This is a genomic window from Paraburkholderia elongata (genome assembly GCF_013177735.1).
GTDB lineage: Bacteria > Pseudomonadota > Gammaproteobacteria > Burkholderiales > Burkholderiaceae > Paraburkholderia > Paraburkholderia elongata.
In genome coordinates this window covers 81,050-104,582 of the sequence record NZ_WOEZ01000092.1, presented here as the reverse complement: position 1 = coordinate 104,582, position 23,533 = coordinate 81,050, and the positions used below count along the sequence as shown (strand labels likewise).

At 61.1% G+C, this 23,533-nt stretch carries 26 protein-coding genes; 9 read left to right on the top strand and 17 right to left on the bottom strand.

The features are described 5' to 3' along the window. Nucleotides 1-157: 157 nt before the first annotated feature. The gene (pmbA, locus tag GNZ13_RS18280; RefSeq protein ID WP_169485666.1) at nucleotides 158-1,528 is read right to left on the bottom strand and encodes a metalloprotease PmbA; all 1,371 of its coding nucleotides are present in this window, start codon (nucleotides 1,526-1,528) and stop codon (nucleotides 158-160) included. A 350-nt stretch (nucleotides 1,529-1,878) separates the two neighbouring features. On the opposite strand from pmbA, the gene yjgA reads away from it, so the two are divergent. Both yjgA and mog read left to right on the top strand, forming a co-directional pair. After that, nucleotides 1,879-2,490: a ribosome biogenesis factor YjgA gene (gene yjgA / locus GNZ13_RS18275; protein WP_172166867.1), complete on the top strand. Its 612-nt coding sequence runs from the start codon at nucleotides 1,879-1,881 to the stop codon at nucleotides 2,488-2,490. Next, nucleotides 2,471-3,115, top strand: a complete 645-nt coding sequence (mog, locus tag GNZ13_RS18270) for a molybdopterin adenylyltransferase (RefSeq protein ID WP_172166865.1) — start codon at nucleotides 2,471-2,473, stop codon at nucleotides 3,113-3,115. Before yjgA ends, mog begins: the two co-directional genes overlap by 20 nt. Nucleotides 3,116-3,137: 22 nt before the next feature. On the opposite strand, the gene orn is transcribed toward mog, so the two are convergent. Further along, nucleotides 3,138-3,755: an oligoribonuclease gene (gene orn, locus GNZ13_RS18265; RefSeq protein WP_172166863.1), complete on the bottom strand. Its 618-nt coding sequence runs from the start codon at nucleotides 3,753-3,755 to the stop codon at nucleotides 3,138-3,140. 179 nt (nucleotides 3,756-3,934) lie between these two features. Between orn and GNZ13_RS18260 the strand changes: the two genes are divergently transcribed. From GNZ13_RS18260 to GNZ13_RS18250, 3 genes are read left to right on the top strand one after another with little or no spacing between them, the layout of a single operon-like run. After that, on the top strand, nucleotides 3,935-5,194 hold the full coding sequence (locus GNZ13_RS18260; RefSeq protein WP_172166861.1) for a M48 family metallopeptidase: 1,260 nt from the start codon (nucleotides 3,935-3,937) through the stop codon (nucleotides 5,192-5,194). Next, on the top strand, nucleotides 5,191-6,132 hold the full coding sequence (gene rsgA / locus GNZ13_RS18255) for a ribosome small subunit-dependent GTPase A (RefSeq protein ID WP_172166859.1): 942 nt from the start codon (nucleotides 5,191-5,193) through the stop codon (nucleotides 6,130-6,132). The genes GNZ13_RS18260 and rsgA overlap by 4 nt, the downstream gene beginning before the upstream one ends. 30 nt (nucleotides 6,133-6,162) lie before the next feature. Beyond that, nucleotides 6,163-6,483, top strand: coding sequence for a putative signal transducing protein (locus GNZ13_RS18250; RefSeq protein ID WP_172166857.1), 321 nt, complete (start codon nucleotides 6,163-6,165; stop codon nucleotides 6,481-6,483). A 76-nt stretch (nucleotides 6,484-6,559) separates the two neighbouring features. Here GNZ13_RS18250 and GNZ13_RS18245 read toward each other — a convergent pair whose 3' ends face one another. The 6 genes from GNZ13_RS18245 to rpsP form a co-directional block, all read right to left on the bottom strand. Further along, nucleotides 6,560-7,498 (bottom strand): CobD/CbiB family protein, encoded by a 939-nt coding sequence (locus tag GNZ13_RS18245; RefSeq protein WP_172166855.1) that lies wholly within the window; start codon nucleotides 7,496-7,498, stop codon nucleotides 6,560-6,562. Nucleotides 7,499-7,613: 115 nt separating this feature from the next. Then, complete coding sequence (locus GNZ13_RS18240; protein WP_172166854.1) at nucleotides 7,614-8,330, bottom strand: CoA pyrophosphatase; 717 nt, start codon at nucleotides 8,328-8,330, stop codon at nucleotides 7,614-7,616. A gap of 93 nt (nucleotides 8,331-8,423) precedes the next feature. After that, a complete protein-coding gene (rplS, locus tag GNZ13_RS18235) occupies nucleotides 8,424-8,813 on the bottom strand; it encodes a 50S ribosomal protein L19 (protein WP_007180916.1) in 390 nt (129 codons plus the stop codon). A gap of 155 nt (nucleotides 8,814-8,968) precedes the next feature. Beyond that, complete coding sequence (trmD, locus tag GNZ13_RS18230; RefSeq protein ID WP_169485657.1) at nucleotides 8,969-9,736, bottom strand: tRNA (guanosine(37)-N1)-methyltransferase TrmD; 768 nt, start codon at nucleotides 9,734-9,736, stop codon at nucleotides 8,969-8,971. 24 nt (nucleotides 9,737-9,760) lie between these two features. Next, entirely contained in the window at nucleotides 9,761-10,495 is a 735-nt protein-coding gene (gene rimM / locus GNZ13_RS18225) for a ribosome maturation factor RimM (RefSeq protein WP_172166852.1), read from the bottom strand. A gap of 129 nt (nucleotides 10,496-10,624) precedes the next feature. Then, entirely contained in the window at nucleotides 10,625-10,879 is a 255-nt protein-coding gene (rpsP, locus tag GNZ13_RS18220) for a 30S ribosomal protein S16 (protein WP_006050280.1), read from the bottom strand. Between the two features lie 166 nt (nucleotides 10,880-11,045). On the opposite strand from rpsP, the gene GNZ13_RS18215 reads away from it, so the two are divergent. Continuing rightward, nucleotides 11,046-12,254 (top strand): PQQ-dependent sugar dehydrogenase, encoded by a 1,209-nt coding sequence (locus tag GNZ13_RS18215; RefSeq protein ID WP_172166850.1) that lies wholly within the window; start codon nucleotides 11,046-11,048, stop codon nucleotides 12,252-12,254. A gap of 191 nt (nucleotides 12,255-12,445) precedes the next feature. Next, nucleotides 12,446-12,913 (top strand): NINE protein, encoded by a 468-nt coding sequence (locus GNZ13_RS18210; RefSeq protein ID WP_172166848.1) that lies wholly within the window; start codon nucleotides 12,446-12,448, stop codon nucleotides 12,911-12,913. A 16-nt stretch (nucleotides 12,914-12,929) separates the two neighbouring features. Here the strand turns inward: GNZ13_RS18210 and GNZ13_RS18205 are convergent, their stop codons facing one another. Both GNZ13_RS18205 and GNZ13_RS18200 read right to left on the bottom strand, forming a co-directional pair. Further along, the gene (locus GNZ13_RS18205; protein WP_172166846.1) at nucleotides 12,930-14,075 is read right to left on the bottom strand and encodes a PA0069 family radical SAM protein; all 1,146 of its coding nucleotides are present in this window, start codon (nucleotides 14,073-14,075) and stop codon (nucleotides 12,930-12,932) included. A gap of 100 nt (nucleotides 14,076-14,175) precedes the next feature. Continuing rightward, the gene (locus GNZ13_RS18200; RefSeq protein ID WP_035547518.1) at nucleotides 14,176-14,664 is read right to left on the bottom strand and encodes an Lrp/AsnC ligand binding domain-containing protein; all 489 of its coding nucleotides are present in this window, start codon (nucleotides 14,662-14,664) and stop codon (nucleotides 14,176-14,178) included. 160 nt (nucleotides 14,665-14,824) lie between these two features. Here GNZ13_RS18200 and GNZ13_RS18195 point away from each other — a divergent pair, with 160 nt between their 5' ends. Continuing rightward, nucleotides 14,825-16,111, top strand: coding sequence for a D-amino acid dehydrogenase (locus tag GNZ13_RS18195; protein ID WP_172166845.1), 1,287 nt, complete (start codon nucleotides 14,825-14,827; stop codon nucleotides 16,109-16,111). Nucleotides 16,112-16,273: 162 nt separating this feature from the next. Here GNZ13_RS18195 and GNZ13_RS18190 read toward each other — a convergent pair whose 3' ends face one another. From GNZ13_RS18190 to GNZ13_RS18165, 6 genes are all read right to left on the bottom strand, one after another. Continuing rightward, entirely contained in the window at nucleotides 16,274-18,064 is a 1,791-nt protein-coding gene (locus GNZ13_RS18190) for an acyl-CoA dehydrogenase (protein WP_172166843.1), read from the bottom strand. A gap of 104 nt (nucleotides 18,065-18,168) precedes the next feature. Continuing rightward, nucleotides 18,169-19,116, bottom strand: a complete 948-nt coding sequence (locus GNZ13_RS18185; protein ID WP_172166841.1) for an electron transfer flavoprotein subunit alpha/FixB family protein — start codon at nucleotides 19,114-19,116, stop codon at nucleotides 18,169-18,171. Between the two features lie 13 nt (nucleotides 19,117-19,129). Then, complete coding sequence (locus tag GNZ13_RS18180) at nucleotides 19,130-19,879, bottom strand: electron transfer flavoprotein subunit beta/FixA family protein (RefSeq protein WP_172166840.1); 750 nt, start codon at nucleotides 19,877-19,879, stop codon at nucleotides 19,130-19,132. A gap of 310 nt (nucleotides 19,880-20,189) precedes the next feature. After that, nucleotides 20,190-21,338 (bottom strand): acyl-CoA dehydrogenase family protein, encoded by a 1,149-nt coding sequence (locus tag GNZ13_RS18175; protein WP_172166831.1) that lies wholly within the window; start codon nucleotides 21,336-21,338, stop codon nucleotides 20,190-20,192. A 146-nt stretch (nucleotides 21,339-21,484) separates the two neighbouring features. Then, nucleotides 21,485-21,775, bottom strand: a complete 291-nt coding sequence (locus tag GNZ13_RS53495; protein ID WP_216674907.1) for an SDR family NAD(P)-dependent oxidoreductase — start codon at nucleotides 21,773-21,775, stop codon at nucleotides 21,485-21,487. 202 nt (nucleotides 21,776-21,977) lie between these two features. Next, entirely contained in the window at nucleotides 21,978-22,298 is a 321-nt protein-coding gene (locus GNZ13_RS18165; protein WP_172166838.1) for a hypothetical protein, read from the bottom strand. Between the two features lie 515 nt (nucleotides 22,299-22,813). Here GNZ13_RS18165 and GNZ13_RS53835 point away from each other — a divergent pair. After that, nucleotides 22,814-22,936 carry a hypothetical protein gene (locus tag GNZ13_RS53835; protein WP_328807249.1) on the top strand — a complete coding sequence of 41 codons (123 nt, stop codon included), beginning with the start codon at nucleotides 22,814-22,816 and terminating at the stop codon, nucleotides 22,934-22,936. 261 nt (nucleotides 22,937-23,197) lie between these two features. Here GNZ13_RS53835 and GNZ13_RS18160 read toward each other — a convergent pair whose 3' ends face one another. Then, nucleotides 23,198-23,392 (bottom strand): hypothetical protein, encoded by a 195-nt coding sequence (locus GNZ13_RS18160; protein WP_268959166.1) that lies wholly within the window; start codon nucleotides 23,390-23,392, stop codon nucleotides 23,198-23,200. Nucleotides 23,393-23,533: the final 141 nt, after the last annotated feature.

The window sequence follows — 23,533 nt, the reverse complement described above, 5'->3', positions numbered from 1 at the left end:
GATAGTCCGCGAGCCTCGCACCACCGGGCAGCGTTGCTTCCGTTCTTGCCATCTTCAAGCTCTTCTTGTCGTTGCAGGCGCTTGAAAGTTAACACAAATTCGACTTTGTTAACAGTATTGGGACTAAGCCAAACCGCCGCCGGCTAAACCGACCCGCTTACTGCCCCGCGATCGTCATCCGTTCGATCAGCACCGAGCCCGTTTCCTTGGTGCCGCGCGTGATCGTATCCGCGCCGATCGCGACGATATGGCGGAACATCTCCTGCAACGTGCTCGCCACGGTGATCTCCTCGACCGGGTACTGGATCTTGCCGTTCTCGACCCAGAAGCCCGACGCGCCGCGCGAATAGTCGCCCGTCACGTAGTTCACGCCCTGCCCCATCAGTTCGGTCAGCAACAGGCCCGTGCCGAGCTTCTTCAGCATTTCCTCGAAATCGTCTTCCGGGCGCGTCTTCGAGCTGCGCAGCGACAGATTGTGCGAGCCGCCGGCGTTGCCAGTGGTTTGCATGCCGAGCTTGCGCGCCGAGTAGGTGGACAGGAAGTAGCCTTCCACCACGCCGTCCTTCACCACCGAACGCTGTTTGGTGCGCACGCCTTCTTCGTCGAACGGTGCGCTGCCCATTGCACGCGCAACGTGCGGATCTTCGACCACCTGGACGTGCGGCGCGAACACCGGCTTGCCGAGGCTATCGACGAGGAACGAGGTCTTGCGGTACAGCGCGCCGCCGCTGGTTGCCTGCACGAACGCGCCGAGAATGCCGGCGGCGAGCGGCGCTTCAAACAGCACCGGCACCTTGCGCGTGTCGAGCCCGCGCGCGCCGATGCGCGACAGCGCCCGTTGCGCCGCGTAACGGCCGACCGCTTCCGGATCGGCGAGGTCTGCCGCGCTGCGGGTCGACGTGTACCAGTCGTCGCGCTGCATGTTGCGGCCGCTGCCGGCGATCGGAGCGCAGGCGATGTAGTGGCGCGAATACGGATAACCGGCGAGGAAGCCGCGCGAGGTGGCAAGCACGAATTGCGAGTGCTGCGCCGAGACGCTCGCGCCTTCCGAGTTCTTGATCTGCGGATCGGTTGCGAAAGCGGCGTCTTCCGAGCGGCGGGCGATTTCCACCGCTTCGTCTGCGGAAAGATTCCACGGGTGATACAGATCGAGATCGCGCGGCGCGGTTTCGAGCAGATCGGCTTCAGCCAAACCCGCGCAGTCGTCTTCAGCCGTGAAGCGGGCGATGTTGTACGCCGCCGCAACCGTGTCTTTCAAAGCCTGCGACGAAAAGTCCGAGGTGCTCGCGTTGCCGCGCTTGTTGCCGATGAACACCGTCACGCCGACCATTTTGTCGCGGTTGTGTTCGATCGTCTCGACTTCGCCGCGCCGCACGGAGACGGACAGGCCGTCGCCTTCGGAGATCTCGGTCGCCGCGTCGGTACCGCCGAGCGACTTCGCGTGACGAAGGATGTCCGAGGCGATTTCCTTCAGTTCATCCTGGGTATGCGGAAAAAAGCGCTGCTTGACGTCCATGTCTGCTGCCATTGTCGTTGCCGTCCTGTTCGGGGCCGAGCGGCCCTGTGTGTTCGCCCATGCCACGCACATGCGCTCGCATTTTACGCGCGGCATTTGCGTGCTCATTTGCATGCTCATTTGCGTAGTCACGCATCCCGCGATCATAGCAAGGTACGCGAAGCTGTACCTGGCATTCGCTGAGCCTGGCTTCGCCTCGGCGTTGGCCCGGCTTTGCCTCGGCGTTGGCCCGGCTTTGCCTCGGCGTTGTCCGGCTTTGCCCTGGCTTGCCGGGTTTGCCGCGATCCCCAAAACCGCGCGCGCGAAGTCTTGTGCACAGCAGCACGGCGGGTTCAGCGGGCGCGGCACGCTACAATATCGGTATGACACGCAAAACCCGCATTCAACCCATCGAATCCGCCGAGCCGGAAGTCGACGAGAACGGCTACGACCGTCCCAGCAAGTCCCAGCTCAAGCGCGAAATGCACGAGCTGCAGGAACTGGGCTCGGCGCTGATCGCCCTGCCGAAAGACGCGCTCAAGCGCATGCCGATGCCCGAAAAGCTCGACGACGCCGTGCGCGAAGCGCGCCGCATCACCGATCACGAAGGCAAGCGCCGCCAGGTGCAGTACGTCGGGCGCGTGATGCGCTCGCTACTGGACGAGGAAACCGCCGCGCTGCGCACCGCGCTCGACACCTATAACGGCGTCAACAAGGCGGAAACGGCCAAGCTGCACTGGATCGAGCGCACCCGCGAGAAACTGCTCGCCGACGACGCCGCGCTGACCGAATTCATCCGCCAGCACCCGAACGCCGATCCGCAGCAGGGCCGCACGCTTATCCGCAACGCCCGCAAGGAAGCGCAGCAAAGCAAGCCGCCGCGCTACTTCCGCGAGCTGTTCCAGTGGATCAAAAACGCCGACGGCCCGTCTGCCGAGACCGATTCCGATGCTGAAGAAGGCCTGGAAGACGACGATGACGACCGCGACGCATAAGCCAACGCGCAATCATCCGGATGAAATCGTGATCGGCCTCGTGTCGATCAGCGACCGCGCGTCCACCGGTGTGTATGAGGACAAGGGCATTCCGGCACTGCAGGAATGGCTCGGCGCTGCCCTGACCTCGCCTTTTCAAGTGGTCACGCGCCTGATTCAGGACGACGCACCCACGATCTCCGCGACGCTGATCGAACTGGTCGACGAAGTGGGCTGTGATCTGGTGCTGACCACCGGCGGCACCGGGCCGTCGCGTCGCGACGTGACGCCGGAAGCGACCCTGGCGGTCGCGACGAAGGAAATGCCGGGTTTCGGCGAACAGATGCGTCAGATCAGCCTGAATTTCGTGCCGACCGCGATTCTGTCGCGCCAGGTGGCGGTGATCCGCGAAACCGCGGAACACGCGGCGCTGATCGTCAATCTGCCCGGCCAGCCGAAGTCGATCAAGGAAACGCTGGAAGGCTTACGTGACGCCGAAGCGGGCGGCGCCGTGAAGGTGCCGGGCATTTTCGCCGCGGTGCCCTATTGCATCGACCTGATCGGCGGCCCGTATGTGGAGACGAACGCCGACGTGGTGAAGGCGTTCCGGCCGAAGAACGCGCAGCGCGCGCCTCGGCAGGGTTGAAACTGAAACGGCAACTGACGGGTTATTCCGCGGAGGGCGTTTCCGGCACCTGCGAGGCCGCCGGAATCAGGAAGTGCTCGCGGTAATACTTCAGCTCGTCGATCGATTCGTGGATGTCGGCCAACGCCGTGTGCATCGCGCGTTTTTGGAAACCCTTGTAGATCGCCGGCTGCCAGCGGCGGCACAGTTCCTTCAGCGTGCTGACGTCGAGATTGCGGTAATGGAAGAAGCGTTCCAGATCCGGCATCCAGCGCGCCATGAAGCGGCGGTCCTGGCAGATCGAATTGCCGCACATCGGCGATTTGCCCGGCGGCACATAAGCGCCAAGAAAGTCGCGAATCTGTTCGGTAGCGTCGGTTTCGCTCACCGTCGACGCCTTCACGCGGTCGATCAGGCCTGAGCGGCCATGTGTGTTCTGGTTCCACTGATCCATTTTGGCGAGCGTCTCGTCGCTCTGATGAATCGCCAGCACCGGGCCTTCGACCAACCGGTCGAGCGTCGAATTCGTCACCACCACCGCGATTTCGATGATGCGGTCGGTGTCCGGTTCGAGCCCGGTCATTTCCATGTCCAGCCAGACGAGATTCATGTCGCTGCGCACGAGCGGCGGCTGTTCGGTGGATGCGAGGATGTCAGTCATGAAGGCAACCCTGATGGCCGGGCAGACGGCTTCTCCGGAAGCAGGCTTGCCGCGGCAATTGTTCGTATGAGATTGGTTTGAGCCGGCTTGGGCCGGCTTGGGCCGGGTTTGAGCTTATCCCCCCGCCCCCAGGCGGGAAGAAACATATAATTCTCGCATAGATACCACGGAATCCCTGGATGCCTACCCTGTACTTCACCGTTCTGTTCGTCGTCGCCGTCGTGGCGATGGTCGGCACCAAACTGTGGCTCGCGTCGCGGCAGATCCGCTTCGTCGCTGGCCATCGCGAGAAGGTGCCGAGCCAGTTTGCCGGCACCATTGCGCTCACCGCGCACCAGCGCGCCGCGGACTACACCGTCGAACGCACACGGCTGACGATGATTGAGGTCGTCGTCGGCGCGGCCGTTCTGATCGGCCTGACGCTGCTCGGCGGCGTGCAGGCGCTCGATCTGGCGATCTCCGATTGGCTCGGCCGCGGCTACGCCGGCCAGATCGCACTGGTCGCGGCGGTGATCGCGATCACCGGCGTGATCGATCTGCCGTTCGAGTACTATCGGCAGTTCGTGGTCGAGCAACGCTTCGGCTTCAACCGGATGAGCAAGGGTATTTTCTTCCTCGACCGTCTCAAGGGCGTGCTGCTCGGCGCCGCGTTCGGCCTGCCGCTGCTGTTCGTTGTGCTGTGGCTGATGAACCAGGCCGGCAGCTTGTGGTGGCTGTGGACGTGGATCGTCTGGGTCGCGTTCCAGATGCTCGTGCTGGTGCTGTATCCGACCTTTATCGCGCCGCTCTTCAACAAGTTCGAGCCGCTCAAGGACGAAGCCCTGAAAAGCCGTATCGAGGCGCTGATGCAGCGCTGCGGTTTCGCCGCGAAGGGCCTGTTCGTGATGGACGGCAGCCGCCGTTCGGCACATGGCAACGCCTATTTCACCGGCTTCGGCGCGGCCAAGCGGATCGTGTTCTTCGACACGCTGCTCGCACGCCTGTCGGGCAACGAGATCGAAGCGGTGCTCGCGCACGAACTCGGCCACTTCAAGCGCCGTCACGTGATCAAGCGGATGCTCGTTACCTTCGCGCTCAGCCTCGTGATGCTCGCCCTGCTCGGCTGGCTTACGCAATGCGTGTGGTTCTATGAGGGACTGGGCGTGCGGCCGTCGCTAATTGGCGGCAATAGTGGTCTCGCGCTGGTGCTGTTCTTCCTCGCGTTGCCGGTGTTCCTGTTCTTTGTCACGCCGCTCGGCAGCCTCAGCTCGCGCAAGCACGAGTTCGAAGCCGACGCGTTCGCCGCCACGCAAACCGATGCGCAAGACCTCGTCAACGCGCTCGTCAAGCTGTATGAGGACAACGCGTCGACCCTGACGCCCGATCCGCTCTACACCGCGTTCTATTACTCGCATCCGCCGGCGTCGCAGCGGATCGACCGCCTGCTGCGGCACGCATGAGCGCCCGCTCCCCGAAAGCGCCGCGCGCGCCGTCCAGCACGCGCGTAGGCGGGCTCGTGATTGCCGCTCATGGGCGCCACTACCTGGTCGCGCCGGAAGACGGCAGCCCGATGCTCCAGTGCTTCCCGCGCGGCAAGCGCAGCGAAGTGGCCGTTGGCGATCGCGTGATTTACGAGCCGACCTCGGCGGATCAGGGCGTGATCGTCGAGATCGGCGAACGGCGCAATCTGCTGTATCGCTCGGATCAGTACAAGTCGAAGCTGTTTGCCGCGAATCTCGATCAGTTGCTGATCGTGCTCGCGACCGAGCCGCACTTCAGCGAAGACCTGCTCGGCCGCGCGCTAGTCGCCGCCGAGGCGAACGAGCTGAAGCCGTTGATCGTGCTGAACAAGATCGACGTCACCGGCGCGCTAGAGGGTGCGCGCAAACGGCTCGAATCGTATCGCGCGCTCGGCTACACCGTGGTCGAAGTGTCGATCAAAATGCAGCCCGACGCCGCGCGTGCCGCTTTGATCGAGCATCTGCACGGTCACTCGACGCTGCTGCTCGGCCAGTCGGGCATGGGCAAATCGACACTGGTGAATCTACTGATTCCGGATGCCGAAGTCGCCACACGTGAGATCTCGACCGCGCTGAACAGCGGGCGGCATACCACGACGTTCACGCGGCTCTACCCTTTGCCCGGCGGCGACGGCGGTGCGTTGATCGATTCGCCGGGCTTCCAGGAATTCGGTCTGCATCACCTGACCGAGGGCCGGCTCGAACGCGCGTTTCCCGAGTTCCGGCCGCTCCTGCCGAACTGCCGGTTCTACAACTGCCATCACTTGCAGGAGCCGGGCTGCGCGATTCTCGAAGCGGTCGCCGATGGCGGGATCCGGCGCGAACGGCACACCCTGTATGCGCAACTGGTGCACGAAGCCAGCCAGATCGTGCGCTAACGCGCGTCGCTATCAACCGATGGACTCACGATGAAATTGATGCGCGCGCCGAATCTGATCATCGGACAGCATTGGATCAATGTGCTGGAGACGGCGGGCATCGCTTGCGAGTTGCATAACCGTTATCTGAACGGCGCGCTCGGCGATATTCCGGCGGATCAGTGCGCGCCGGAGCTATGGCTCGTCGATGAACGCGACGAGGTGATGGCGCGGCACCTGATCGATGTGGCTTCGCATGGACCGGCGGCAGGCTCGCCTTCGTGGCGATGCCGCCAGTGCGGGGAGACGCTCGAGGCGCAGTTCACGGTGTGTTGGCAGTGCGGGACGGCACGGGATCCGCGTGATGGGTAAACGCCGCTGCGGCGTGGGTAATAAAAAAACCGGACGATGTCCGGTTTTTTTTTCGCGATGCGTCAACGTCGTGTCGTCAAGCGAGCCACACCGCAATCGTCAGCATCAGCAGCAAGATCATCCACAGCACCACCGCGCGCCACACGAGACCTACCGCCGATTGCAGCGTGCGCGGCGTGCAGTCGTCGCCGACCTGCATCGGGCCGCCGTCGCCGGTAGCCAGCGCGTCGAGGCTCGACGGTTCGGCTAGCGGCCCACTCAGACGCGCACCGAGCGCCCCACTGCCCGCAGCCAGCAACACGCCGTCGTTCGCATCCGGCCACTGACGCGCATGATTGCGCCATGCATAAATCGCGTCTTCGAAATTACCGACGATCGCAAAGCCCAGCGCTGTGAGCCGCGCCGGCACCCAGTCGATCACGAAGAAAGCGCGCTGCGCGAAACTCGAAAACGCCGCGGTGCGATCGTCGACCGGCCGTGCCCACGTACGCGCCAGATACTCGGCGATCCGATACAACACCGCGCCCGCCGGCCCGACCGGAATCAGGAACCAGAAAAACACGCCGAACACATGCCGATGCGAGGCGACCACCGCATGAATCAGCGTGTGACGCACGATCTCGCTGACGGGCATATCCACGGTATCGAGCCCGGTCCATTCATTCAGAATTTCACGCGCGCGCGGCACATCGTCGTTATTCAACGCGAGATGGATGTCGGTGAAGTAATGGCTGAACTGACGGAAGCCGAGCGTGAAGTACAGCACCGCGACGTTCCACAGGAAGGCCAGCGCAAAGTGAATGTGATAAAGCACGTAGTAGACGAGCGCGACGACCAGCGTCCACGGCACCACCACCACGAGCCACGCGAGCAGGCCATGCTTGGGCTTGCCGGCATCGAATCCGTGCGCCGCCGACTCCGCATGGTATTGAAGCAACGCGGACACCGGATTGTTCGGCGACAGCGCGCGTACCTGTTCAATGATCAGAGCCAGCAATACGGAGAAAAAAGTCATGCGGTGCGCCGTGCTTTTTGAGTTTTTACGATTGTTTTATAACGATAGCACAGGGTCGGATGCCACTGAGCGCAGACGTTGACAAACATCCAACAACTGCACGGACCGACGTAGCTTACGCCGCGAGAAAGCGATAGAAGTTGCGCAGCATCGCAGCCGTCGCGCCCCAGATGAAATAATGGCCGCCCACCTGGCTCTCGCGATCTTCAGCTTTCGCCGACGCGGCCCGCGGATAGGGCATGGCGAAGAAACGGCGCTCGCCGCCTTCGTAACGAAACACGCGCTCCTCGTGATGCGCGGGGTCCATCAGATAAGCGAGCGGCACTTCGAAGACTTCGGCTACTTCGAATGCGTCCGCTTTCAACGTGAATGGAGGATGCACGAGACCGATCACGGGCGTCACGCGAAACCCGGTGCCCGTCAGATAGTCGGGCAACGCGCCGAGAATTTCAACGCGCGACGGATCGAGACCGACTTCTTCCTGCGCCTCGCGCAGGGCCGTGGCGGTCGCATCGGCGTCGAACGGTTCGTGACGGCCGCCGGGAAAGCTCACCTGGCCGGCGTGGTCGTTCAGATGGTCGGCACGTTGGGTTAGCAGCACGGTGAGGCCGTTGTCGCGCACGACCAGTGGCACCAGCACGGCGGCAACGCGCGGATCGACGTGCTTATCGCGCCAAGGCGCTTCGATAATCGGCTCAGGCGTCCAGCTAAGACGCTGCTCGAAACGCGCACGCAGACCATCAGGCGTCAGGCGCCCGGCAACCACCGGTGGCAGATCGGCACCCGTCGCTTCGACAGGCAGAGTTTCAGGCTCAAAGGCGGGGCGGATCAACGGGTCTCTCGGAATGAGCGGATAGGGAACATACCGCTATTTTGACCTGGCAAACAAAAAAGCACCCGCGAGGGGTGCTTTTTCTTACAGCTTTTACGCTTCCGGAGCAGCGCGGTCTTTCTTCGCGACCAGCTTTTCCTTGATTCGAGCCGACTTGCCCGAACGGTCGCGCAAGTAGTACAGCTTCGCACGACGCACATCGCCACGACGCTTCACGACGATGCTTGCCAGCAGCGGCGAGTACGTCTGGAACGTACGCTCGACGCCTTCGCCCGACGAAATCTTGCGGACGATGAACGACGAATTCAGACCACGGTTACGCTTGGCGATCACGACGCCTTCGTAAGCCTGAACACGCTTACGCGTACCTTCAACCACGTTCACGCTGACGATCACCGTATCGCCGGGGGCGAATTCGGGGATGGTCTTCTCGCCGAGGGCGCGCGCGATTTCTTCCTGCTCGAGTTTTGCAATCAGATTCATCACTGACTCCTAAGTCCATCTTGTCGACGTTCGTACCTGCCTCGCGCTGGCTTTACCTGTTGCGCTTGGCTACGGCCCCGATAGAGGATGGGTTCACATCTGGCGCCGTACACGCATGTGCGGCGCCGCCTATGTCCGCTCGAAAGACCGAGGCTTTACGCCTTCGACGCTTCCTTCGCGAGACTCGTAAGCCATGCCTCGTCGGCACGGCTCAACATCTTGTTCTTTCTGGCCTTCACGATCAGATCGGGCCGCTTGTTCAACGTATTGCGCAAGGCCTCACGCCGACGCCACGCTTCGATTTCCGCATGATGGCCGCCGAGCAGCACATCCGGCACACGCACGCCGTTGTATTCCTCCGGACGCGTGTAATGCGGACAATCCAGCAGCACGTCGACGAAACTGTCCTGCACCGCCGATTGCGAATCGTTCAGCACGCCGGGCAACTGGCGCACCACCGCATCCATCAACGCCATGGCCGGCAATTCGCCGCCGGACAGCACGAAGTCGCCGAGACTGACTTCTTCGTCGACGACACGGTCGAGCAGACGCTGATCGATCGCTTCATAGCGCCCGCACAACAGGATCAGACCCGGTTCGGCCGCGAACTGCATGACACGATCGTGATTCAGCGTGGCGCCTTGCGGCGACATCATCACGACGCGCGATGCGCCGATGCCCTGCTCCGCCTGCGCCGCTTTCGCCGCGCCGATCGCGTCTTCGAGGGGCTTGGCCAGCATGACCATGCCGGGGCCGCCGCCGTAGGGGCGATCGTCGATTGTGCGATAGTTGTCTGTGGTGAAATCGCGTGGATTCCACGTACGCAACCCGTAGCGCTCCTGCTTTGCCGCACGGCTGGTGATACCCCAGTCGGTCAGCGCACGAAACATGTCAGGAAAGAGCGTTACGACATCGAACTGCATCGCTCTCTCCAGTCAGCGAATTATTTAGTAATCGGCTTCCCAGTCGACGATGATCTGCTTCGCCGCCTGATCCACCGTTTTGACAAAGACGCCGACGAACGGGATCAAGCGCTCGCCGGTGACCGGCTTACCGCTTTTGTCGGTATCCGGGTATTCGATGCGCAACACCGAGTGCGCACCGTTGTCGATCATGTCTGCAACCTTGCCGAGATGGACCCCGGCAATGTTCACCACATCCAGGCCGAGCAGGTCGACCCAGTAGAATTCATCGGCCTCTAGGGCCGGAAATTCGCTGCGGCTGATATAAACGCGCGTGCCGCGCAGTGCCAGTGCCACATCGCGGTCAGTTACGCCGCCCAGATGGGCAACGATGCTGTCGCTATGCGTTTTTGCCTGTAGTGACGGCGCCGACTTGCGCTCGTGGCCTTTCAGCAACCACCAGCGCTTCGCGCTTAGCAACGCGTCTCCACCGTGCCCGGCATCCGCGTGCGCGGCTACCTTGACCCAGCCTTTGAGGCCGTAAGCGTCGACGATTGCACCGACCTCGACCGCATCGGCCGGCCAGCTTTCCACCGTTTCCACTCGCATTTCTGCCGCGCTGGAACCGGCGTTTGCAACTTTGGCTTTCGCCTTGCCTTCGGCTGCTTCGACCGGTTTGCGGACGAATGCACCGAACGGCGTCTGACCAGACGTCTTCGCGCGCGGGGCTGTCACTTTTGCCTTCGCGCGACCTGAACCGCCGGAATCACGCTCAGACATAAGAACACCTCGAAGAGAACCTCGCTGCCAACTTCGACGTCTGCTTCAGCAAAACTCGCGCATCGGATTGCTCACGCAAGCTGCGCGAGCCGCCGGCCGAACCGACGACGATACGCGTGCCAGCTACCATTAAGCAGCCGGCTGCGCCTTTTGCGCTTCTTTCACGAGACGCTCGACGGTCGGCGACAGTTGTGCGCCAACGCCTTGCCAGTACGTCAGGCGGTCTTGAGCAATACGCAGCGACTCACCCTTCGTAGCGACCGGGTTGTAGAAGCCAACGCGCTCGATGAAGCGGCCGTCACGACGGTTACGCGAATCGGTTGCGACGATGTTGTAGAACGGGCGCTTCTTGGAGCCGCCACGAGCCAAGCGGATGATGACCATATTAGAATCCTTGAAAACCGGGGTGCGGAACGACTGAAACACGCGATTATAGCGGGAAACCAACGCCATAACAAACACTTACCGAGATAAACTGAGCGACCGGGTTGCGCCAGCCATACAGGCGGGGGGCCCGGACCACGCCGAAACGCCCGAATTACCTGACGGAGTGCCCGTGAAACTCCTGCTGCCACCTGCGTTTTTTGTCGTTTCGTTCGCCGTCTTTCGGCGGGTTGTCGGCTTTTCGCTGCTTGCAGGCTTTTCGAGCGCCGTCCGCGTTCAGGCCCTGCGAGCTGGCGCAACGTTGTTGCTCGCCGCCACTACCCTGCCGGCGCTGGCCGCGCTGCCGGTCGAGCGCATCAAACTGCCGCCGGGCTTCCATATCGAGGTCCTGTCGGACGCGGTGCCCAGCGCGCGGGGCATGGCGCTCTCGCCGAAAGGCATTCTTTATATAGGCAGCCTTGACGGCCACGTCTACGCGCTCGAATTGCAGAACGGGCGCGTCACGGCTCGCCACGTGATCGCCTCCGGATTGGAAACGCCGGCGGGCGCGGCATGGCGGGATGGCGCGCTGTATGTGTCCGCAGTGTCGAAAATTCTACGCTTCGACGCGATCGACGCCCATCTGAACGACCCGCCCAAGCCGGCCGTCGTCACCGATACATTGCCTACAGAAACTCATCACGGCTGGAAATTCATCGCTTTCGGCCCGGATGGCAAGCTGTACGTACCACAAGGCGCGCCTTGCAACGTCTGCCTGAAAGACCGCGACCGCTTTGGGCTGATCGGTCGGATGGACCCGGACGGCAGCCATTATGAAGTCGTGGCGCGCGGCGTTCGCAACACGGTCGGCTTCGCTTGGCACCCGGTGACGCATGAGCTGTGGTTCACCGACAACGGCCGCGACATGATGGGCGACGACGTACCGGACGACAAGCTCAACCACGCGCCGCGCGTCGGCATGGACTTCGGTTTTCCGTACTGTCATGGCGGCGACACGCCCGACCCCGAATTCGGCAAAGACCATCCGTGCAGCGCCTTCACGCCGCCGGTTGTCAAACTCGGCGCGCACGTCGCCTCGCTCGGCATGCGCTTTTACAGCGGCTCGATGTTTCCGGCCGCCTATCGAGACAATATTTTTATCGCCGAACACGGATCGTGGAATCGCAGCAAGAAGGTCGGCTACCGCGTCGTGCGGGTGATCACCAACCCTGACGGCAGCAACGCGCATCAGGAAGTCTTCGCCGTTGGCTGGCTCCAACCGGGCGAAGCCGTATGGGGCCGCCCAGTCGACGTGCAACCGATGCCTGACGGTTCGCTCCTGATCAGCGACGACTACGCCGGCGCCGTCTACCGCGTGACCTACTCAACGCCTTAGCCGAGGCCTCCGCGCAACTGCGCGCAAAGGTCGCCCGTGCTGTCAGACCCGCGACGGCCACAAGCAGCCACGGCATCCATGCGTTCGTATGCCACGTGACCGGCGCCATCTGGCGGGCGTAGAATGCGCGTCGGTCCGTGCCCACCGGCGCCCCGCTCCTTTCGACCGCCTGTCACTCTGCTCTCGCCTACATGTCCACCCTTGCTTCGACTTCCTCGCATTTCAGATCCAAGACGATTACCGCCGCGCTGGCCTTCTTCTTCGGCAGCCTCGGCGCCCACCGTTTCTATCTGTACGGCATGCGCGACATTTACGGCTGGGCTCATCTGCTCGGGACGCTGATCGGGATTCCGGGCGCCATGCTGGTGGTGGCAAGCGAGCGGGCCTCGATGCTCGGTTGGGTGCTCGCATTTTTCGGCGCCGTTTCGCTGCTCTCCGCCTTTCTGGCCGCGATCGTCTACGGCCTGCGTCCGGATGAAAAATGGGACGCGCAGTTCAACCCGCAAACCCAGCGCAAAAGCCGCTCCGGCTGGACCGTCATTTTCATCGTGATCTTTTCGCTGCTGATCGGCGCGTTCCTGCTGATGACGGGCCTCGCGATCTCGTTCCAGACTTACTTCGAAGGTCAGGTCCAGGCCGCCAAAGCGCTGTCGCAATGAGCTTCCGCGCGCCAAGCTAAAAAAGGTCCAACTGCGGATCGTTGCGTGGCGGCGGTTCAGCACGCACCGGCTCGGCCCGGCGAAAGTGCGACATATCCAGAATGCCGCGATCGCGCCGGTTTAACCCGAGCCGGCGCACGGCCTTGTGGAAGCGTTGCTTTAGCAGATCCGCCCACAATCCTTCTCCCTTCATTCGAGTGGAGAAGTTTGAGTCGTAGTCTTTCCCGCCCCGCATGTCGCGCACGCGACTCATCACCCGGTCGGCACGATCGGGAAAATGCGCCGCGAGCCAATCCTTGAAGAGCGGTGCGACTTCCCACGGCAAGCGCAGCACGATGTAGCTCGCATTGCATGCGCCGGCCTCTGCGCAGGCTTCCAGCACGCGCTCCATGTCCGGCTCGGTGATGAATGGAATCACCGGCGCGATGCTCACGCCAACGGGAATGCCCGCCTCGCTCAACGTACGGATCGTGCGCAATCGACGCGACGGCGTGGCCGCACGCGGCTCAAGCGTGCGCGCGATATCAGCATCCAGCGTGGTGATCGTGATGGCCGCCATGAACTGCCCGCGCGCCGCCATGGGCGCGAGCAGATCGAGATCGCGCTCGATTAGCGACGATTTGGTGATCGCCGCGAATGGATGGCCCCGCTCGCTGAGCACTTCGATCACCCGCCGCGTAAGCCGCAAATCGCGCTCGGCGGGCTGCCAGGCGTCGGTATTGACGCCCAGCGCGATCGGCTCGGGCACATAGGACTTCTTCGACAACTCGCGCTCGAGCAATTCCGGCGCGTTGATCTTCGCGTAGATGCGGCTTTCGAAGTCGAGACCGGGCGACAGCCCCAGATAACTATGTGTAGGCCGCGCGAAGCAGTAGATACAGCCATGCTCGCAGCCCCGATACGGGTTCAGCGACACGCCGAATGGAATATCCGGCGACGCGTTGCGCGTGAGAATGGTCTTTGCCCGCTCTTCGAAAACCTGGGTGCGTAAGACCTTGGGCTCGCCGTCCTCCTCCGGCGACGAAAGCCAGCCGTCGTCCACCACTTCGCGTTGATCGACTTCGTAACGGCCTTGCAGGTTCGTCACCGCGCCGCGCCCCTTGCGAGGCGCGGGCGGAGCGATCGGAAATTCGTTAGCGGAGTGGATGTCGGAATCGGTCACGGCTGGAGCACGCAAAAAACAAAAAAAGGCGCAAAACACCTGTATGAATATACAGTGTTTACACCGTTTGTCGAGCCCAGCTACGCGCTTGCCGCGCGAGCTAATCGCCAACAGCGATCGTCAGCGTTTCCTTGATCTCTTCCATCACCACGTAGCTCTTCGACTGCACCGCGCCGGGCAGTTGCAGCAGGATGTCCCCCAGCAGTTTGCGGTAGTCGGCCATTTCGCCGATGCGAGCCTTGATCAGATAGTCGAAGTCGCCCGACACAAGGTGACACTCCAGCACCTCGGGGATCTTCTGCACCTCGCGGCGGAACTGGTCGAACATGTTGCCGCTTTTGTGATCGAGCGTGATCTCGACGAACACCAGCAGCGCCGCGCCCAGCTCAGCCGGGTTCACACGTGCGTGATAGCCGGTGATCACGCCGTCGCGCTCCATCCGCTTGACGCGCTCGATGCAAGGCGTGACCGACAGCCCGACCTGTTCGGCGAGGTCTTTCATCGCCATCCGGCCGTCCTGTTGCAGGAGCCGCAAGATCTTGTGATCGAGTTTGTCGAGGGACCGGACCGGTTGGCGCTGTGTACGCATAGTGTTTTTGCTGAAAATCTTGAAAATACAATAACAAAACCTACCTGACTGTTAATAGTATAGCGGTTAACACTGGGCGATCCGCGTTACACCTCGTTAATCGAATGAATTCCAACGAATCGACGAGCGCACCGCCCTCAGACCTTTCTCTGGAGCAGCTATGCGAGTCGTCGTTTTGGGCAGTGGCGTCGTCGGGGTGACGAGCGCTTATTATCTGGCGCGTGCCGGTCACGAAGTCACGGTGATCGATCGCGAGGCGGGTCCGGCGCTCGAAACGAGCTTTGCCAATGCCGGCCAGATCTCGCCGGGCTACGCGTCGCCATGGGCGGCGCCGGGCGTGCCGCTGAAGGCCGTCAAGTGGATGTTCCAGAAGCATGCGCCGCTGGCGATCCGCCTCGACGGCACGCAATTCCAGTTGCAATGGATGTGGCAGATGCTGCAGAACTGCACGTCGTCGCGTTATGCGGTGAACAAGGGCCGCATGGTCCGCCTCGCCGAATACAGCCGCGATTGTTTGCAAGCGCTGCGCGCCGAAACCGGCATCCAGTACGAAGGCCGCACCGGCGGCACGCTGCAGGTATTCCGCACGCAACAGCAGTTCGACGGCGCCGCGAAAGACATCGCCGTGCTGCGGGACGCCAACGTGCCGTATGAACTGCTGTCGCCGGCCGAGCTCGCAAAAGCCGAACCGGCGCTCGCTGCGGTCTCGCACAAGCTGACGGGCGGTCTGCGCCTGCCGGGCGACGAAACCGGCGATTGCCAGATGTTCACCACGCGCCTCGCCGCGCTGGCCGAGCAACTGGGCGTCAAGTTCCGCTACAACACGCCGATCGACGCCCTCGCCATGGCGGGCGACCGCATCGCCGGCGTGCAATGCGGCGATGAACTGGTGCGCGCGGACTCGTTCGTCGTGGCGCTCGGTTCGTATTCGACCAAATTCCTGTCCGGCCTCGTGAAGATTCCGGTCTACCCGCTCAAGGGATATTCGATCACCGCGCCGATCGTCAACGAAGCATCCGCGCCGATTTCGACCGTGCTCGACGAGACATACAAAATCGCGATCACACGCTTCGACGACCGGATTCGCGTCGGCGGCATGGCAGAGATCGTCGGCTTCGACAAATCGTTGCGCCAGGCGCGCCGCGAAACGCTGGAACTGTGCGTGAACGATCTATTCCCGGGCGGCGGCGACACGTCGAAGGCCACCTTCTGGACCGGCCTGCGTCCGATGACGCCGGATGGCACGCCGATCGTCGGCCGCACGCCGGTGCCGAACCTGTTCCTGAACACGGGTCACGGCACGCTGGGCTGGACGATGTCGTGCGGCTCGGGCCAACTGCTGGCCGACGTGATGTCGGGCAAGCAACCGGCGATCAAGGCGGACGATCTGTCGGTGCATCGCTATCTCGGCGAGACCGGCGGTGCGCATCGCCCGGCTTATGCCTAAGGTGCTTATGCGTAAGATCTAACGTTTTAACGCTTCGCGAGCGGTTAAGCCGGTTCGTCATCACTGACAGACCGGCCTGACAAAGACAAACGGCGCCTCACAAGGCGCCGTTTGTCTTTTTACGCACGAGCCTTCGCTACCTGGCTCGAGGGACGTGCAACATCAGAACTGATCTTCCGACAACGTCAGCACACTCTCCCCACCCTTCGCGCTGACAATCGACGCTTCCAACGCCGAAGCCAGCGGCAGCACATGCTCAGCATAGAACTGCGCGGTCGCGATCTTCGCGCCGTAGAACGACGGATCCTCGGCGCGTTTCTCAGCCGCCACGAGCAACGCACGCGCCATCTGCCAGCCGCCCAGCACGATACCCGCGAGCTTCAGATACGGCACGCTGCCGGCGAACACCGCGTTCGGGTCGCTTTTCGTGTTGGCGACAACAAAATCGACCGCCACGCTCAGCGAGCGATGACCCTGCGCCAGATACTTCTTCATCGATTCGAACGCGGCGCCTTGTTGCGTGCCGAGCGCCTCGATCGTTTCTGCTACATCGGCCAGCAGCGACTTCGCCACCTTGCCGCCGTCGCGCACGGTCTTGCGGCCAATCAGGTCGTTGGCCTGAATCGCGGTCGTCCCTTCGTAGATCGGCAGAATGCGCGCGTCACGGTAATACTGCGCGGCGCCGGTTTCTTCGATGAAGCCCATGCCACCGTGCACCTGCACACCGAGGCTCGTCACGTCGATCGACAGTTCCGTGCTCCAGCCCTTCACGATCGGCACGAGGTATTCGTAGATCGCCTGATGTTCAGCGCGCTTTGCTTCGTCGGGGTGACGATGCGCGATATCGCAATGCGCCGCGGCGACATACGCCAACGCGCGCGATGCTTCCGTGAGACCACGCATCGTGGCGAGCATGCGGCGCACGTCCGGGTGCTGGATGATCGCCACGGACTGCTTCGCGGAACCATCCACGGGCCGGCTTTGCACGCGATCCTTCGCGTACGCCACAGCCTTCTGATACGCGCGATCCGACACGCCGACGCCCTGCATGCCCACGGCGAAACGCGCCGCGTTCATCATGATGAACATGTACTCGAGGCCGCGATTTTCTTCGCCGATCAGATGACCGATCGCGCCGCCGTGATCGCCGAATTGCAGCACCGCGGTCGGGCTCGCCTTGATGCCGAGCTTGTGCTCGATCGACACGCAATGCACGTCGTTGCGCTCACCGAGCGAACCGTCTTCGTTGACGAGAAACTTCGGCACGATGAAGAGCGAGATGCCCTTCACACCTTCCGGTGCACTCGGCGTGCGCGCCAGCACGAGATGGGCGATGTTCTTCGCCATGTCGTGCTCGCCCCACGTGATGAAAATCTTGGTGCCGAACAGCTTGAACGAACCGTCACCTTGCGGCTCGGCGCGCGTGCGCACCAGCGCAAGGTCGGAGCCGGCCTGCGGCTCGGTCAGATTCATCGTGCCGGTCCATTCGCCGGAAATCAGCTTGGGCACGTAGGTTTGTTTTTGTGCTTCGGTGCCGGCGGTCAGCAGCGCTTCGATTGCGCCGTCAGTCAGAAGCGGGCACAGAGCGAACGACAGGTTCGACGCGTTGAGCATTTCGATGCACGGCGTGGCGATCAGCTTCGGCAGGCCCTGGCCTTCGTAGTCGGTCGGATGTTGCACTCCTTGCCAGCCGCCTTCGACGAACTGGCGGAACGCCTCCTTGAAACCCGGCGTTGCGGTGACCACACCATCTTTCCAGCTACTCGGATTGCGATCGCCTTCAACATTCAGCGGCGCCAACACTTCGCCGCACAGTTTTGCCGACTCTTCGAGCACGGCCTGAGCCGTTTCGAGGTTCGCGTCTTCGAAGCCCGGCAGCGTCGCGATGTCTTCGAGACCGGCCAGTTCTTTCATCACGAACAGCATGTCCTTGATGGGCGCCGTATAGCTCATTTCAGTTCTCCTCCTGCCTTTCGATAAAAAAAGGGCGCCGGACTTGATAGATCCCGCGCCCTTTTGTGTGCTGCCAGACGCCTTTTTAACCGGCGCTGTGGCGCTTAGCCCAGCTCGCTAACGAGTTCCGGCACGAGCGTGAACAGATCACCCACCAGACCGTAATCGGCGACGCTGAAAATCGGCGCTTCCGGGTCCTTGTTGATGGCGACGATCACCTTCGAGTCCTTCATGCCGGCCAGATGCTGGATCGCACCCGAGATGCCGACTGCCACGTACAGTTGCGGCGCGACGATCTTGCCGGTCTGGCCGACCTGGTAGTCATTCGGCACGAAGCCCGCATCGACTGCGGCGCGCGATGCGCCGAGCGCTGCGTTCAGCTTGTCAGCCAGCGGTTCCAGAATCTTGGTGTAGTTCTCGCCGTTGCCGAGACCCCGGCCACCCGAGACGATGATCTTCGCCGAGGTGAGTTCCGGACGGTCCAGCTTCGTCACTTCGCGGCTCACGAATTGCGACAGGCCGCTGTCGGCTGCGGCTTCGATCTTCTCGACCGTTGCACTGCCACCTTCGGCCGCGACTGCGTCGAAACCGGTCGTGCGCACCGTGATGACCTTGATCGGGTCAGCCGATTGCACCGTTGCGATGGCGTTGCCCGCGTAGATCGGGCGCTCGAACGTGTCGGCCGAATCCACGGCCGTGATGTCGCTGATCTGTGCGACGTCGAGCTTCGCCGCGATACGCGGCGTGATGTTCTTACCCGAAGCGGTCGCCGACGCGAGGATGTGCGTGTAATTCTTCGCCGGGTCTTGCACAAGCGTCAGCACCGTCGCTTCGACGTTTTCCGCGAGACCCGCTTCGAGTTGCGGCGCGTCGGCGAGTAGCACCTTCGACACGCCTGCGATCTTCGCTGCCGCATCCGCCGCAGCCTGTGCGTTGTGGCCGGCGACCAGCACGTGGATATCGCCACCAATCTTTTGCGCGGCTGCAATCGTATTCAGCGTCGCGGCCTTGATCGACGCGTTATCGTGTTCCGCAATTACCAGATTCGTCATTTCGTCCGTCTCCTCACAGCACCTTGGCTTCGGTCTTCAGCTTCTCGACCAGCGTCTTCACATCCGGCACCATCACACCGGCGGAGCGCTTCGGCGGCTCAACGACTTTCAGCGTCTTCAGGCGCGGCGTCACATCAACACCGAGGTCTTCCGGCTTGATGACTTCCAGCGGCTTCTTCTTCGCCTTCATGATGTTGGGCAGCGTCACGTAGCGCGGCTCGTTCAGGCGCAGATCGGTCGTGATCACAGCGGGCAGCGTCAGCGACAGCGTTTCAGCACCGCCGTCCACTTCACGCGAAACCGTAGCCCTGCCGTCCGCCACGACAACCTTCGACGCGAAGGTAGCTTGCGGCAGGTTCGCCAGTGCAGCCAGCATCTGGCCGGTCTGGTTAGAATCGTCGTCGATGGCCTGCTTGCCGAGGATGACCAGTTGCGGCTGTTCCTTGTCGACCAGCGCCTTGAGCAGCTTGGCGACCGCCAGCGGCTGCAGTTCTTCGCCCGACTCGATCTGGATCGCGCGGTCCGCGCCGATTGCCAGCGCCGTGCGCAGCGTTTCCTGCGCTTGCGTCACACCGGCCGACACGGCGATCACTTCAGTCGCCACGCCCGCTTCGCGCAGACGAACGGCTTCTTCAACCGCGATTTCGTCGAACGGATTCATCGACATCTTCACGTTCGCGATGTCGACGCCCGTGCCGTCCGATTTCACTCGAACTTTCACGTTGTAATCGACCACTCTCTTGAGCGAAACCAGAACCTTCAAACTTTCCTCCCATAAGTTGTCACAGATTCTCTGGCCCTGTCTCGCAAGGCCACTGCAACAGGACCCATGATGACGACGCGGATGACTCTCCCACCACCAAGTCACCGGACCGTAGCCTGGCACACAGTTGCCGCCAGCCTCCAAAAGGCCTCGATCTTGCCTGTCACGACTTGGTACGAAGCCGCGACATCGCAAAAAAATTCGGCCGGCTTGTCCGGAACCGCTTTAACGCAACTTCGATTTTGAAGCGAAGCTGCGTCTCCCGTCGAGTCATCGAGGGACCTGACATACCTTGATTCAAAGCGGTGTACTACAGCGTCCGAGCGATCAACTCTTTCATGATTTCATTCGAGCCACCGTAGATTTTTCCGACTCGCGAGTTGACATAGAGTTTCGCGATTGGATACTCGGCCATGTAACCGTATCCACCATGCAGCTGCAGGCACTCGTCAATGATCTCGCAGCTTCTCTGGGTGCACCACCATTTCGCCATGGCGGCCGTCTCCGGATCGAGTTCACCACGCAGCACCTTTTCCATACAGCTATCGACAAACGCACGCGCAACGGTCGCATTCGTCTTGCATTCCGCCAACTTGAAGCGCGTATTCTGCAAACTGATAAGCTCCGCGCCAAACACCTTACGCTGACGCACATAGGCGATGGTTTCCTCAAGCGCCCGCTCCATTGCCGCCAATGCGGCTATGGCAATGATCATCCGCTCTTTCGGCAATTGCTCCATGAGTTGGGAGAAACCTTTGCCCTCTTCAGTGCCCAGCAAGTTCTCGGTCGAAACTCGTACATCGTCGAAAAACAGTTCCGTCGTGTCCTGTCCCTTCAGGCCGATTTTCTCCAATACGCGCCCTCGGCGGAAGCCCGGTAGATCTTGGGTCTCGACGACAACAATTGAGACACCCTTTGCCCCCATCCCCGGATCCGTTTTGGCGACGACGCAAACAAGATCCGCGTGCAGACCGTTTGAGATGAACGTTTTCGAGCCATTGATCACGTAGTGATCTCCGTCACGGACAGCCCTTGTCTTGATCGACTTCAAATCGGACCCCGCGCCGGGTTCCGACATCGCGATGGCGCCGATCATCTCCCCCGTGGCCATCTTGGGAAGCCAACGTTGCTTTTGTGCTTCCGTCCCGTACCTCAGGATATAGTGCGCGACGATGCCGCTATGCACACTGTTACCGAGGCTGCTCGCCAGCGCTTTCGCTTGCTCGAACATGATAATCGCTTCATGAGCAAACGTTCCTCCGCCTCCCCCATATTCCTCGGGAATGCTTGCGCATAACATGCCAACCTCGCCGGCCTTGCGCCATGCTTCTCGATCGACGTGGTGCTGCTTCCACCAGCGCTCTTCATTTGGTACGAGTTCGCGTTCAATGAATTTTCGGATCGCGTCCTGGAAGATCGCGAGATCATCCGTGATCCACGGGCTTCGACTTTCCGACATAGAATCCATCCCAGGTTAAGTACAGTTGTGGCTAGATACTCGGCCGTCGCTCAACGCGGATGCTGGCCGTCGTCAACCTTCAAAAATGTGCCGGTAACGAAATCAGACGATGGCGACACGAAGTACAGCAGCGTACTGTCAAGCTGCTAAGGGTCGCCCATCCGACGGCGCGGAAATCGATCTGTCACATCGCCGACCCGTTGCAGCATTTCACCCATCATCTCCGACTCAAACATACCAGGCGCAATGGCATTCACGTTAATACCGAACTTTGCCCATTCGACAGCCAATGCCTCGGTCATCCTTACAACCGCTGCCTTGCTGATTGAATATAGCGCGACCCCGTTCCCATCAAGAATCGCCGCGTCATGCCGTCGCTGTTGGATCCCGGCGTCCCCTTTACCAACCTTCCCAATCTCGTGGCGTACGACAGGCATCTATGATCAATGTGTCCCGCATCTCCTGTCTCCGTTGAAAACTACGGGTGACCAACGTTTCGCTTCACGAATCGTCAGTCTCGCTCCCAATCAATCGGAGTAGCAGACAAGTCGGTACATCTGGATGGCACTTGAACCATTCGTCACAACTTGCAAGATTCTACTTGCAGCTTCCCAGCGTGCCCGGATCGATACATTCCAACTATGGCGCCCGGCAGATTCTCGAAACCTCTACCACATCGCTAATGAGTTTTAGTCTTCCCTCATTTATCAGACGGGAACGATCGTCTTCCGCCCGCTGGCGATCGTGATAGAACGCATCGACAATCCACGCCTCCGATTTGATGTTGCGTCCGCGAAGAATGACTTCGATATCTTTTGTAATTCCGACCGCCTGACGCGGTGTCGCGGGTGCCCCGCCACTGTTCAGTTTGTCAGCAAATAGCGTGGCGGCCGCCCTGTAGAACACGATAATCCCGGTGCAATTCATCAGCCCAAGCACGGTTTCGGTCAGGGCGCCCACCTACACCGTCATAATTGACATCAATCCCATCTGGAAATGCGTCTGCGATTTCGGCCTTGAGGTTACCCGAGCGATAGTCGATGAAACCGTCCACGCACAGAAACCTCTGACGAGCGGGTACGTACAGCCATCACCGACTGTCGCCACGTGTGGTTAGAGGTTCGGCGTCGCCTCTCACAGACATGCATACAATGCGTCGATCAAGCCACGTCGACGCGGGTAAAAGTCAATTTGGTCGCTCATACGATTCATGGCGTAACCAACAGCTAGATCAGCGACCGGGTCGGCGAACGTTTGTCGAACATGATCAGATCTCGAAGAAAAAAAACCTTGTATATCAACGACAACAAAATTTATTCGCGTCTACCGTAAGATGAAATCTGATTTTCTGGCGAAAAATGGCTTGGAGAACGTTTCCTGGCCCTTTCGCCTAATGCACGACCGTCAATTCGCTTCTTATAACTACGTTTAATGATTTGACACCCTCGTGCGCTACCCTCGTGGAGTTCATACCCATGAACGCAAAGCATGAACTCGAAGCGCGTATGCAAACCCTGTCGATCCGCACCTACGATCTTCCCTTTACGTACCGGCCGATCTCGGGCGGGAATACACACCAGTTGCCGTCCTCGTGGTGAAAGAAAGCAATGGTCAGAGGGCCAGCGAGCCGCGCTACCTCGACGCACACATAGCGCACACCCTTGGTTGTGCGCCCAATTCTTGTGACGCGCAATGGACTTGCCTGCGTAGGCGCAAGCGCAAGCCATTTATCAACCTGCGAGCGTAAAGTTCTTTTACCTGTATCCATGGCCGAATTCTCATGCTACGCATTAACGAATATCTCAGTAGTTACTTTGTTATACGAATTATGTAGAACCAGCTTCGATCAGCTATCAAAGTCACTCGACGAACGTCACATTGGTAACTCCACCTTCCTCGCACATCGCCTGAAAACTGAACCTGCCTCGCCTTCGACGGAGGCCGTGCACCACAGTAATCATCCGATTTGGTCCCGATGCGCCGAGAGGATGACCAAGCGCGTTAACGCAACCACGGACATTCATACGGGCCGAGTCCGCCCCAACGGGTTTCAGCCATGCCAGTGGAATCGGGCCAACTCACCAACCATGACCAGCGAGTCCGAGAGAAAGGAGCATAGTCAACTAGATGCGGAGCTTTCCGCGCCCAATTCCCGTAGACACTCATTGTGTGCGCCGCCGATGCGTTCCCCTCGG